This is a genomic window from Streptomyces sp. NPDC088252 (assembly GCF_044740965.1).
Classification (GTDB): Bacteria; Actinomycetota; Actinomycetes; order Streptomycetales; family Streptomycetaceae; genus Streptomyces.
The window spans coordinates 1-11,820 of record NZ_JBIURS010000039.1 but is presented as its reverse complement, the minus strand read 5'-3'; the positions used below and the strand labels follow the sequence as shown (position 1 = coordinate 11,820).

The 11,820-nt window shown below is 70.8% G+C and carries 8 protein-coding genes; 2 read left to right on the top strand and 6 right to left on the bottom strand.

Features of this window, described 5'->3' with window-relative positions; translation table 11 throughout:
- Positions 1 to 12: 12 nt before the first annotated feature.
- Positions 13 to 1,074, top strand: coding sequence for an alpha/beta hydrolase (locus ACIOHC_RS40480; RefSeq protein ID WP_365689865.1), 1,062 nt, complete (start codon positions 13 to 15; stop codon positions 1,072 to 1,074).
- 91 nt (positions 1,075 to 1,165) lie between these two features.
- Here ACIOHC_RS40480 and ACIOHC_RS40475 read toward each other — a convergent pair whose 3' ends face one another.
- The 6 genes from ACIOHC_RS40475 to xylB form a co-directional block, all read right to left on the bottom strand.
- Positions 1,166 to 3,895, bottom strand: coding sequence for a TIM-barrel domain-containing protein (locus ACIOHC_RS40475; protein ID WP_365689864.1), 2,730 nt, complete (start codon positions 3,893 to 3,895; stop codon positions 1,166 to 1,168).
- 191 nt (positions 3,896 to 4,086) lie between these two features.
- Complete coding sequence (locus ACIOHC_RS40470; protein WP_365689863.1) at positions 4,087 to 4,623, bottom strand: DUF4232 domain-containing protein; 537 nt, start codon at positions 4,621 to 4,623, stop codon at positions 4,087 to 4,089.
- A gap of 195 nt (positions 4,624 to 4,818) precedes the next feature.
- The gene (locus ACIOHC_RS40465; protein ID WP_351085896.1) at positions 4,819 to 6,186 is read right to left on the bottom strand and encodes a cytochrome P450; all 1,368 of its coding nucleotides are present in this window, start codon (positions 6,184 to 6,186) and stop codon (positions 4,819 to 4,821) included.
- 261 nt (positions 6,187 to 6,447) lie between these two features.
- Positions 6,448 to 7,302, bottom strand: coding sequence for a hypothetical protein (locus tag ACIOHC_RS40460; RefSeq protein WP_401846511.1), 855 nt, complete (start codon positions 7,300 to 7,302; stop codon positions 6,448 to 6,450).
- 2 nt (positions 7,303 to 7,304) lie between these two features.
- Positions 7,305 to 8,582 carry a VWA domain-containing protein gene (locus ACIOHC_RS40455; protein WP_389636992.1) on the bottom strand — a complete coding sequence of 426 codons (1,278 nt, stop codon included), beginning with the start codon at positions 8,580 to 8,582 and terminating at the stop codon, positions 7,305 to 7,307.
- A gap of 134 nt (positions 8,583 to 8,716) precedes the next feature.
- Entirely contained in the window at positions 8,717 to 10,198 is a 1,482-nt protein-coding gene (xylB, locus tag ACIOHC_RS40450) for a xylulokinase (RefSeq protein WP_401846490.1), read from the bottom strand.
- A 283-nt stretch (positions 10,199 to 10,481) separates the two neighbouring features.
- On the opposite strand from xylB, the gene xylA reads away from it, so the two are divergent.
- On the top strand, positions 10,482 to 11,651 hold the full coding sequence (gene xylA, locus ACIOHC_RS40445; RefSeq protein ID WP_351085951.1) for a xylose isomerase: 1,170 nt from the start codon (positions 10,482 to 10,484) through the stop codon (positions 11,649 to 11,651).
- Positions 11,652 to 11,820 lie beyond the last annotated feature (169 nt).

The window sequence follows — 11,820 nt, the reverse complement described above, 5'->3', positions numbered from 1 at the left end:
GAAGGACGGACCATGACCTCGCCCGCACTCCTCCCCGGCATCCACGCCCGACGCGTCACCACCCCCCGGCTCACGGTCAATCTCCTCGAACTCCAGGACCGGACCGGCGAACCCGTCCTCTTCGTCCACGGCAACGTCTCCGCCGCCACCTTCTGGCAGCAGACCATGCTCGACCTTCCCCATACCTACCGGCCCCTCGCCGTCGACCTCCGCGGCTTCGGCGACACCGATCCCCTCCCCGTCGACGCCACCCGCGGCCTTCGGGACTACAGCGACGACCTCAGCGCGCTGTGTGACACACTTGAGCTCGACCGCGTCCACCTCGTCGGCTGGAGCATGGGCGGTGGCATCGCCCTCCAGCACCTCCGCGATCACCCCACCGCCGTCCGCAGCCTCACCCTCGTCAACCCCGTCTCCCCTTACGGCTTCGGCGGCACCCACGGTCCGGACGGCCGACTCAACCACCCCGACGGCGCCGGTTCCGGCGCGGGTACCGCCAACCCCGAATTCGTCCAGCGCCTCAAAGACGGCGACCGCAGCGAGGACTCACCACTCTCCCCCCGCTCCGTCCTCGGCTCCAGCTACGTAAAACCGCCGCTCCGCCCGGCACTTGAGGACGCCTTCGTCGACGCCATGCTCTCCACCCGCACCGGAGACGACCACTACCCCGGCGACACCCGTCCCAGCGACCACTGGCCCGGCACCGCCCCCGGCCCCCGAGGTGTCCTCAACGCCATGGCCCCCACCCACTTCCGCATCGACGACCTGCACCGGATCGACCCCAAACCGCCCATCGGCTGGATCCGCGGCACCGACGACCTGATCGTCTCCGACACCTCCCTCTTCGACCTCGCCCACCTCGGAGCCCTGGGCGCCGTCCCCGGCTGGCCCGGCGCCGAGCACTGCCCGGCCCAGCCCATGGTCGCCCAGACCCGCCACGCACTCGATCACTACGCCGCCACGGGCGGCCCCGTCCGTGAAACCGCCATCCCGGACGCCGGCCACGCCGTTCACATCGACAGGCCCGAGGAGTTCGCCGCCGCCCTCCTCGACACCCTCGCAGCCGGTCGGTGAAGCCGCCGGCAACGGAGCCGGCCCGACCGACGGACGTGGGGACCGTTCGCAGACGGTCCCCACTCCCGCACTCGTCGTCCTGTGCCCGGTGCTATCGGCGCCGCAGAACGAGGGTGAACCCGCGATCGGTGGACACGGGCGATGTCTTGATCTCCGTGATTCCGGTTGCCGCATCCGTGTACCAACCGGACGTGGCCGATGCCAGGGCGGCCGAGGAAGCCACGCGGCGCAGACGGTCACCGCTCAGGGCCACCTGCGTCGGGGTGTCCTTGCCATGAACCGTGAAGCGGTACGAGCGGGCTGACGGCTTGCCCCCATAACTGCCCACGCTCGCACCGACCTTGATGGTGGTGTCGCCGGAGTCGCCGTGAAGGGGTGCGTGCACCCGCACCTGCTGGGTGGCCGAGGCGCCCTCGGTGAACTTCCTCGTCACACCGTCGTCCTCGTAGAGCGTGTACTGCGTGGTGCCCTGCGGGTAGATGTCGTAGTCGAGTCGGTTCCTGTTCCGCGACTGCCAGGACAGGGTGCCCTTGGGCCACATCGGAACGATCGACCCGCCCTTGACGAACAGCGGCAGGGTGTCGAGCGGTGCCTTGTAGCCGTTGACCGTGGTCGGGCCCCGATACGTCCTGCCCGTCCAGTAATCGGTCCAGGTGCCCTTCGGCAGGTAGATGCCGTCACGCACGTCCGTGTCGCTGTACACCGGTGCGACCAGGAAGTCCGGTCCGGCCAGGAACTCGTACTTCGCGTTCGGGCCCAGTGCCGCCGGGTCGTCGGGGTACTCCAGCGAGAGCGGCCGGACCGCACCGACACCGGTCCTCGTGGCGTCCTTCGACAGCGTGTACATGTACGGCAGCAGCCGCTCCTTCAGCTGCAGGTACTTGCGGTTGATGGAGGTGTACGGCTCGCCGTCCAGCCACGGCTGCTGGTCGTGCGGCTTCTTGGTGGTGAGGTCGCTCGCCCAGCCGTCCATGGTCATGATGGCCGGGAGGAACGCCTTCCACTGCAGGTCACGGGTGTACATCTTGGCGTCGTGCCGGTAGATGCTGCCGACGTCACCCGTGTTGTACGCGATGCCGGACAGGGTCGCACCGGCGTATGTCGGGATCTGCCAGCGGATGTAGTCCCAGGACAGGCTCTGGTCACCGCTCCACAGCACACCGCAGCGCTGCGCTCCGGCCCAGGAGACGGGGAGCCAGACGAAGCCGCGGGCGTCGCTGTTGTCCTCGATTCCGGCCTTGGCCCGGTCGCAGGCGTCCAGCGCGAAGCCGTAGCCGCCACCGACCCAGGCCACGTCCAGCTTGCGGACGCGTACGCCGGCCCTGGCCTCCTCGGCCTGGTCCGGCAGGCCGTTCTGTGTCCAGAGACCGAGCTGGGCGTGGTTCTTGTTGAGTCCCGCGCCCGTCTCCGAAAGCTTCTCGTAACCGCAGCCGTAGCCGTCGTTGACGAGCATCCAGCCGAGCGGCATCTGGTTCTGTACATAGCCGTCGGAGACCTTCAGCGCGTCCAGGGTGTGGCGCTCGCCCCGGTTGGCGTTGTGGAGGTAGCAGTCGGCGGATCCGGGCTCCAGCCCGTACACCGGCGGCATGAACGGCTTGCCCACCAGGGAGGTGTACTTGCCGATGACGGTCTTGGTGTCACCGGTGAAGTAGTAGGCGTCCAGCCGTCGTTCCTGCTGTCCGGTGCGTACGGGTGAGCCGAAGTCGTAGGTGCCGGGGGTCATGGTGTTGCGGAAGACGCCGTATCCGGCGGTGGAGATGTAGAACGGCTGGGAGTTGTTGTAACCGCCCTCGTTCCAGTTGGTGTTGTTGCCGACGTTTCTGACCTGATCACGGTGCGAGAAGCTGCCGTTCTGCTCACCGCCGCCGAAGAACTGCTCGGTGGCACCGCGCTCCAGACTCTGCCGCATGCCGCCGCCGGTCCAGCGCAGTGGATCGGCCTCCTGCCAGATGGCCGTGCGGTTGTCGGCCTTGTAGAGGCCGAAGCGCAGCGGACTCTTGTAGACGCGCATCACCACGTTCCCGGAGCGGATGCCGTAATAGGTGCCCGCGTCGAAGGACTTGGTGTGCCGTTGGGCCGTGGGCCGCTGCCGGATCATGTGGCTGTCCTCGGGGTCGGCGAGGACGCCGTCCGGGGATGCCTGCAGTCGCAGCGTGCTGTCGGTGAAGAACTCGGCGCGGGCCTTGAGAGCGCCCGCCTCGATCTCGTACCTGCCGTCCGAGCCGCTGAAGCCGGTGAGATCTCCGGCGTCGGTGGCCTCGGGAAGGTACGCCTTTCCGCTGAAGGAATTGTTGTGCACGTCGTAGGGGACGACGACCACGTGATACGTACCGGAGGCCTTCGGGATCACCGTGGACTCGGGGTCGGCCGTGCCCGCGCTGGACGCCACCTGCTTGCCGGCCGAGTCATAGATGTACATGTCGAAGTCGTCCGTGGGCGTCTCCCATTGGACGGAGACGGGGACACCGCCCTCGGGGTTGTCGTCCCACTGCCCCTCGGGCGGGTTCACGGTCAGGTCGAAGCGGGCGCAGACGGCGTTGTCCGGGTCGTCGTCGGGTGTACCGCACTTGGTGGGCGAGTCGACGGTCCCCTTGGCGTAGACCGGGCTCTGCCATGTCACATTCTTCGTGGTGCTGTCGAGGGTGCCGGACGGCGTGGCCGCGGCCTGAGCGTCCGGGGCGGGCACGGTGAACGCGGTGAGCGCGAGGACGACCACCGAGAGCGTGCCGACCGCCGCCTGGCCGGGACGGTTCTGAAGGATCCGCAAGGAGTGTTCTCCGTTCGTACCGAACAGTGAAGTGGGTGATGTCTGCGCAGACATGCTTGGAACGTTGGAGATTCGAGCATCAGAATTCACCTTCGGCTGGTACATGTCAACGTTCCGCGACTGGCTCGACGGACTCGCCCCGCGCGCCTTCGGTCCGGCCGCCGTGCGTAGCGGACGCGCTGTCGTTTTTGGGCCGTGGCCCGCCCGCTTGCCCCGTCCGGCCCGGCGCCCGTCCCTTCCGCCCGTCAGCCCAGCGCGTCCGCCAATGCCTTGTCCGCCGCGGCGCGCGACTTGTGCCACGGAGAGGTGACCGGGATCCATACATGGACTCCCGCGGGCATGCCCACGGTGGCTGCGCGGAAGGTGACTCCCTGGTGGGAGGGGTCGGCCGCCACGGACAGGCTGTCGACGACATGTCCTTCGGTGGACTCGGGGGCCGCCGTGCGTACGGCGGCGTATGCGCGCTGGCCCACGGAGAGTGCGTAGGCGCCGCTCCCGGCGGGTGGCACGGGCTCGGCGGAACCGTCCAGGCTTCTGAAGGTCACCGTCGGGATCCGGTCCACGACACAGGTTCGGCCGCCGCGGTTGGTGAGGGTGACGCGGGCGACATTCCGCTGTCCGCCGGGTGCGGCACGCACCTCCAGGGCCCGCTCGGGGCAGATCCCGGGACGGCTGACGGCCTGGGCGAGGGCCGTACCGGTCGTGGCCGACGTCGCGGCGGCGGTCAGCGTCAGGGCGGCCGCGACGGTGAGTGCGGGGGCGGGAGAGGAGCGGAGGCGCATGGTGTTTCTCCTGCGGGATCGACAGCCTGCGGATACGGTCGGACGGCCCGGCGGCCGGGTGGACCGCCATGGACAGTGTGACCTGCGTCTCCCGAATCTCGCGACAGATCGGATATATCGGTTCGATCTGGATGTCGGCTGCGGAGCCGATCTCGGATCCCGCGCCCTCCCCGGCCGTCCTGCCCCCGTGTGCCGCTACCGTGCCCGGAGCGTCGCCCTCACGTCGCGGTCGGGCTGGAGCGTCAGCGCCGGTACGGGGTTGACGACGCCCGGGTCCACGTCCAGTCGGAACCGGCGGGCCAGCACGGCCAGGATCAGCACCGCCTCGACCATCGCGAACCGCGTCCCCAGACAGACCCTGGGGCCGCCGCCGAACGGGAACCAGGCGTACTCCGCGATCTCGTCGCCCGCCTCCGGATCCCAACGCTCCGGGCGGAACTCCTCCGGCTCGGGAAACCAGCGCTCATCACGGTGTGTCGCCCACTGGCTCGTCCACACCCTGGTGCCGCGCGGCATCGGGACACCGCCGATCCGCGCGCCCTCCTTGGCGACGCCGGTGACCAGCCAGATCGTCGGGTAGAGACGCAGGGTCTCCTTGACCACGCACTGGGTGTACGTCAGCCGGGCGTAGTCGTCGAACTCCGGCTCCCGGTCGCCGAGGACCCGGTCCAGTTCCTCGTCGAGCGCGGCGCGCGCCCGGGGATCGCGGGACAGCAGATACCAGGCCCACACCAGCGTGGAACTGGTCGTCTCGTGTCCGCCGATGTACAAGGTGACCGTCTCGTCGCGTATCTCCTGGTCCGTGAGGTGCGCGCCCGTCTCGTCCACCGCGGTCAGGAGCCGGCTCAGCAGGTCGGGGCGGTCGTCCCCGCCGTCGCGGTGCCGGGCGACCACCCGGCCCACCTCGGCGTCGATGACCGCGGCCGCCTTCCTGATCCTGGCCCGGCCCGGCGTCGGCACCCAGTCCGGCAAGAGCGCGCCGATACCGGCGAACTCCTTGCCGATCTCCCGCAGTGCCACATCCATGGCCCGGCCCATCGCGTCGGCGTCGGCCGCGGTGTCCACGCCGAAGATCGTGCGGACCGCGATCCTCTGCGTCAGCGCCGCCATCTCCCGCTTGACGTCCACGCGTTCACCGACGGACCAGGTGTCCGCCAGCTCCACCGCGCTGCTCGTCATCGTCGCCGCGTACGAGCGCACCTGCTTGGGCCGTACGGAGGGCTGCACCAGCGACCGCTTCCGCCGCCAGTCCGTACCGCGGGCCACCACCACGCCGTTACCCATCACCGTGCGGAACGCGATGCCGAGTGCGGGCTGGTCGAAGGTGCGTTCCGTCTCGGTGAGCAGTTCGCCGATGCACTCGGGATCGGCTATGTACACGCACGAGTTGGGGCCGAATCGCCAGCCGACCATGTCCCCGTGACCGCGCAGCCGCTCGAAGAAGGCGAGGGGGTTCTTCGCGAACCACGGCAGGCTGCCGAGGAACGGTAATCCCTTCGGACCGGGCGCGATCGTGTGGCCTCGCGGTTCGGCGCCGACGGCCGGGCCGGTTTCCGTGGACATGAAAGTCTCCGCTCCCTTGTGGCGCACCCGGCGGGGTGCGCAGCGACCTGACGTCAGCTGTATCGCACGGCGTGGAAGGCGCCATCGGCCTTGTGCGGTACGTGAGTTGTCGAGGGTAGCCGTCGTGGTGCCCGGAGCGCGCGGGTGGCGGGTCGGCGGAGGGGATCTGTACGCCGTCGCCGGACGGGCTCGGTTCCTGAGCCCGTCCGGCGACACCTGTCGGGGGGCTCCCGGCCCGCAGCCCGTCCCGCGACGCGTGGGTCAGACGCCCGGCGGAACCCGGGACGGGCGGCCGCTGCCGCGGGTGAGGGAGTAGCCGAAGACCGCCGCGAGCGCCCCCAGGACGCCGCCGCCGACCGTCCACAGCCAGCGGTCGGTCCACCAGCCGGAGGCCCAGCCGTCCTCGGGCTCGCTGCCGAGCGAGACCTTGGCCGACGTGTCTTCACCACCGGTGGCCGGTGAGTCCGACGCGTCCGAGGCTGGTGAGACGACGGACGTACCGGGCACCAGCGGCCGGGCGAGCGTGCCGTCGACGTCCGCGGCGCCGCCCTTGTCGGCCGACGTGACCTCGACCTCGGTCTGCACCGGGAGACCGAGGTCCGCCGAGGGCAGATCGACGACCGTGAGGCGCACGTAGTAGCTGCCCGGCAGCGGGTCGTTGGCCCACGGCTCGGACCAGGCGCGGACGGTCCGCAGCACACAGGTCAGCTCGACGGTCGACGCGTCGGCGGCGGCCTTCCCGGTCTGACGGCCGTACATGCAGGCCTGACGGCGCCGCAGCCCGTCGTACACATCGACCTGCCAGGTCGACGCGCCGTGCCGGGTGGCGGTCTCCGGCAGGGTGATCTCGGCCTTGACGGTGGCGCGCTGGCCCGCGTCGGCGGGGAACACCCAGTACAGGTAGTCACCCGTGGAGGCACCGGCGGTGGCGCGCTGGTTCTGCTGGACCGCCGTGGCCGTCCGGAAAGTGGTGCCGGCCTCGGTGGGGCCGGACGCGCTGTCGGAGGCGCTCGGGTCCGGGCTCGCCGACGGGTCGTCGGCCGAGGCGGCGCCCGCCGACGTCAGGAGGGCGAGGCCGGTCAGCAGCGCGCCCGCGATCACACGTGTCGTACGCATCATCAGTTGGTCCTCCAGACGGCGACGCGCCAGCGCGAGATCCAGCCGGTCAGCAGGCCCGCGACCAGCCCGGTGAGCACCAGTACGCCGAGCAGCCACCAGCCGTGGCCCAGACCGAACGCGGCGACATCGGCCGCGTCGTCCGGGGCGTCCACCAGGTCCACGGTCAGCTCGACCGGCATGCCGGGCTCGGTCTTCACCGAGGCCGGTGCCGAGAAGGAGTTGCTCAACTGGAGGCACACGGTCTCGGCGGGAGGTTCGGTGCCGTCGTCCGCGGCGTCCTGTTCCGGCTTCGGGTAGCGCAGGCCGGAGGAGATCGCGTCGGTGCGGCCGGTGCCCGACTCCGAGCCCCGGACGATCTCCCGCCCGTGCACGGTCACCGCGCGCAGCAGCACACCGTAGTCGTCGTTCACGGCACGGTCAGCCGAGACGCTGACCGAGGCGCGCAGCTCCTGACCGGGGCGCACGTCCACCCGGTACCAGCGGTGCTCGCCGATCCTCTCCCGGTCGGTGTACAGGCCCGCCTTGAGCTCGGGAGCCTTGGAGCAGCGGTCCGCGCCCTCGGTCGCCACCGGCGTGACGACGGGCTCGGCCGCCCGGTCGACCAACTGCTTGACGCGCCCGGAGAGTTCATCGGTGTGCTGGACGGCGGTGTAGGTGCCGCCGGTGGCCTCGGCGATGCAGGTCAGCTGCTCACGGATCTTCGCGTTCGGCACCAGGCCCAGCGTGTCGATCACGAGGTGGATGCCGCGGGCCGCGATGTCACGTGCCACCTCGCACGGGTCGAGCGGGCCGCAGGTGTCCTCGCCGTCGCTGATCAGCACGATCCGGCGGGTGGAGTCACCGCCTTTGAGATCGTCGGCGGCGCCCAGCAGGGCCGGGCCGATCGGGGTCCAGCCGGTGGGTGCCAGGGTGGCGACCGCGGTCTTCGCCTCGGTGCGGTCCAGCGGACCGACCGGGTACAGCTGCTTGGTGTCCTTGCAGCCGACCTTCCGGTCATTGCCCGGGTAGTCGGCGCCGAGCGTCCGGATGCCGAGCTCCACCTGCTCGGGCACCGCGTCCAGGACCTCGTTGAACGCGTGCTTCGCCGCGGCCATCCGGGACTGGCCGTCGATGTCACGGGTCCGCATGGAACCACTGACGTCGAGCACCAGCTCGACCTTGGGAGCGGCTTTGGTGGGGGTCTCATCGGCTGCGGCGGGAAGTGCCGTACCGAGCCCGGCGGTCAGGGTGGCGAGCAGAATACCCACCCCGACCGTCAGCCTTCTTCTTATGATCATCGCCGGATACTATTGAAGATCGCTTCGCTTCCCCAAACCGGTCCGACGGTGACGGCGGGGCCGCCGCCCGGGGCGGCTCGGACGAAGTGACAACCGGTCGGCGCACCTTGCCGGGTATGTCGGGTGTACGGGACTCAGGCTCCGCCCAGCAAGGGGGTCATGGCCCGATCCAGAACCGATCCGACCCGCTCCCAGGTGGCCGAGTCCCTTTGTGCAACGGGGAGTTGAGCCTCCTTGCCGGTGCCCCAGTCGGTGGCGATCGCGACCGGGTCGTCACCGGTGGCCGCAGCGGCGGCGAGTGCGGCCGCACCCAGGGCCACCAGTTCGCCGCTGCCCGGCACGATCACCGGACGCCCGGAGAGCCGCCGTACCGTCTCCACCCAGGCCCGCCCGCGAGCGCCGCCGCCGATCAGGCGCAGCGGCCGGGCTGCGGTCTCGGGATCGGCGGGGTCGAGACCGCAGGCCCGGAGGAGTTCGTCGAGGGCCCGCAGCACGGTGACCACCGCGCCCTCGTAGGCGGCGCCGAGGAGTTGCTGCGGGGTGGTGTCGTGCCGGAGCCCGGTGAGCAGGCCGGCGGCGGTGGGCAGATCGGGGGCCCGTTCACCGTCGAGGTAGGGGAGGAGCACCGCTTCGCCGCCGGGGACCGCGTCCTCGCGGTCCAGGCCGAGCAGCGCGGCGATCTTGTCCACGGCGAGAGTGCAGTTGAGGGTGCAGGCCAGCGGGAGATACATACCGTCGGTGGCGGCGAAACCGGAGAGCGCCGTCGAGGCGGACCGGGTGCGGGAGGCGGCGAAGACCGTTCCCGAGGTGCCGAGGCTGAGGACGGGGTGGTCCAGCAGTCCGGCGCCGCCGAGTCCGAGGCCGACGGCGGCACTCATGTTGTCCCCGGTGCCCGCTGCCACGGCGATCGAGGCGGGCAGGCCGAGCATGTCGGCGGCCTCGGCCGTCAGCGAGCCGATGCGGGTCGCTCCCGTCTGCGCCACCTCGGGCAGCAATGAGGCGCCCAGGCCGAGGAGTTCGAGCAGCCCGGGGTCGTAGGCGCCGATCGCCGTGGAGTACCAGCCGGTGCCCGAGGCGTCACCGGGGTCGGTCACGGCGGCGCCCGTGAGTCGTTCGGTCAGGAAGTCGTGGGGGAGGCGGACGGCCACGGCCCCGGCGGCGTTCTCCGGCTCGTTCTCCCGCAACCACTGCCACTTGGACGCGGTGATGGCGGCCACCGGTACCGACCCGGTCCGTGCGGTCCAGGCCGCGGCCCCGCCCAGTGCCGCGGTGAGGGCGGCGGCCTGCGGGGCGGAGCGGGTGTCGTTCCAGAGCATGGCGGGGCGCAGGGGGCGTCCGCCGGGGCCGAGGACCACAAGGCCGTGCTGCTGTCCGGCGACCGCGATGCCGGTCACGGCGGAGGCGGCGACGCCGGACTCCTTCAGGCCGGCGGCGACCGCGTCGCACAGCGCCCGCCACCACACCTCCGGGTCGCTCTCCCGGGCCCCCGCCTCGCCGGTGACGACATGTGGTGCGCGGCCGACGGAGAGCAGCCGGCCGGTCCCGACGTCGACGAAGGCGGCCTTGGTGGACTGCGTGGAGCTGTCCACGCCGATGACGACGGTGTGGGGCGGCATGGGCGACCTCATTCCTGTGCTGCGGGTGACGGGGACGCGGGGGAGGCGGCTGCGGTGGGTGCATCGCTTCGGGAGCGGGCTGCAGGAGCCCACCCGTTGATTTGATCGTACGGAAAACAAATTACGCGATCGGCTCCGTCGGGAACAGTGATCGATCGGCGATTTCCCTGATGAGGGGTTACGTGTCGAGGGGGTCGCGTGCATGATTAGTCATGAGAATGAACAAATAGAGTCTGGTCACCTCGACCAGCCATGGAACCCCTCAGCACCGAAGGCGGAGACGATGACGGAACGCTTCACGCCCACCCCCGACGACAAGTTCACCTTCGGACTGTGGACCGTGGGCTGGCAGGGCCGTGACCCCTTCGGTGACGCGACCCGCGCGGCGATCGACCCGGTCGACACCGTCCGGCGGCTCGCGGAGCTCGGTGCGTACGGTGTGACGTTCCACGACGACGACCTGATTCCGTTCGGCTCGACGGACACCGAGCGCGAGGGGATCGTGAAGCGGTTCCGGCAGGCGCTGGACGCGGCCGGACTCGTCGTCCCCATGGCGACGACGAACCTCTTCACCCACCCGGTCTTCAAGGACGGCGCGTTCACCGCCAACGACCGGGACGTGCGCCGATACGCCCTGCGCAAGACCCTGCGCAACATCGACCTCGCCGTCGAGCTCGGCGCGACCACCTATGTGGCCTGGGGCGGTCGCGAGGGCTCCGAATCCGGCGCCGCCAAGGACATCCGGGTCGCTCTCGACCGTATGAAGGAAGCCTTCGACCTGCTCGGCGACTACGTCACCGAGCAGGGGTACGACCTGAGGTTCGCCATCGAGCCCAAGCCGAACGAGCCGCGCGGCGACATCCTGCTGCCGACCATCGGACACGCCCTGGCCTTCATCGAGCGTCTTGAGCGCCCGGAGCTGGTCGGCGTCAACCCGGAGACCGGGCATGAGCAGATGGCCGGGCTGAACTTCCCGCACGGCATCGCGCAGGCGCTCTGGGCGGGGAAGCTCTTCCACATCGACCTGAACGGCCAGTCCGGCATCAAGTACGACCAGGACCTGCGCTTCGGCGCGGGCGATCTGCGCCAGGCGTTCTGGCTGGTCGACCTGCTGGAGACGGCCGGTTACCAGGGACCGCGGCACTTCGACTTCAAGCCGCCGCGGACCGAGGACCACGACGGTGTCTGGGCGTCCGCCGCGGGCTGCATGCGCAACTACCTGATCCTCAAGGAGCGTGCCGCCGCCTTCCGGGCCGACCCCGAGGTGCGGGAGGCGCTGCGCGCGTCCCGGCTCGACGAGTCGGCCCGTCCGACCGCGGAGGACGGCGTGGCCGGGCTGCTGGCCGACCGGTCCGCGTTCGAGGAGTTCGACGTGGACGCGGCGGCGGAACGAGGGATGGCGTTCGAGGCCCTGGACCAGCTGGCGATGGACCATCTGCTCGGGGTCCGCTGAGCTCCGCCGCAGTGACGTGGGTCCATGGGGGGGTGGGGCGGGCATCCCGCCCCCCCCCCCCCCCCCCCCCCCCCCCCCCCCCCCCGGGGGGCGCGCCCCCCCCCCCCCCGCCGGGATTGAAAACCCCCGCGGGGGGGGGGGGGGGATGTTTGGGCCCCCCCCCCCCCCC

Bases quoted from the DNA above. Each gene is read 5' to 3' on its own strand.
- ACIOHC_RS40480 (WP_365689865.1), top strand. From the start codon at position 13: ATGACCTCGCCCGCACTCCTCCCCGGCATCCACGCCCGACGCGTCACC.
- ACIOHC_RS40475 (WP_365689864.1), bottom strand. From the start codon at position 3,895: ATGTCTGCGCAGACATCACCCACTTCACTGTTCGGTACGAACGGAGAA.
- ACIOHC_RS40470 (WP_365689863.1), bottom strand. From the start codon at position 4,623: ATGCGCCTCCGCTCCTCTCCCGCCCCCGCACTCACCGTCGCGGCCGCC.
- ACIOHC_RS40465 (WP_351085896.1), bottom strand. From the start codon at position 6,186: ATGTCCACGGAAACCGGCCCGGCCGTCGGCGCCGAACCGCGAGGCCAC.
- ACIOHC_RS40460 (WP_401846511.1), bottom strand. From the start codon at position 7,302: ATGCGTACGACACGTGTGATCGCGGGCGCGCTGCTGACCGGCCTCGCC.
- ACIOHC_RS40455 (WP_389636992.1), bottom strand. From the start codon at position 8,582: ATGATCATAAGAAGAAGGCTGACGGTCGGGGTGGGTATTCTGCTCGCC.
- xylB (WP_401846490.1), bottom strand. From the start codon at position 10,198: ATGCCGCCCCACACCGTCGTCATCGGCGTGGACAGCTCCACGCAGTCC.
- xylA (WP_351085951.1), top strand. From the start codon at position 10,482: ATGACGGAACGCTTCACGCCCACCCCCGACGACAAGTTCACCTTCGGA.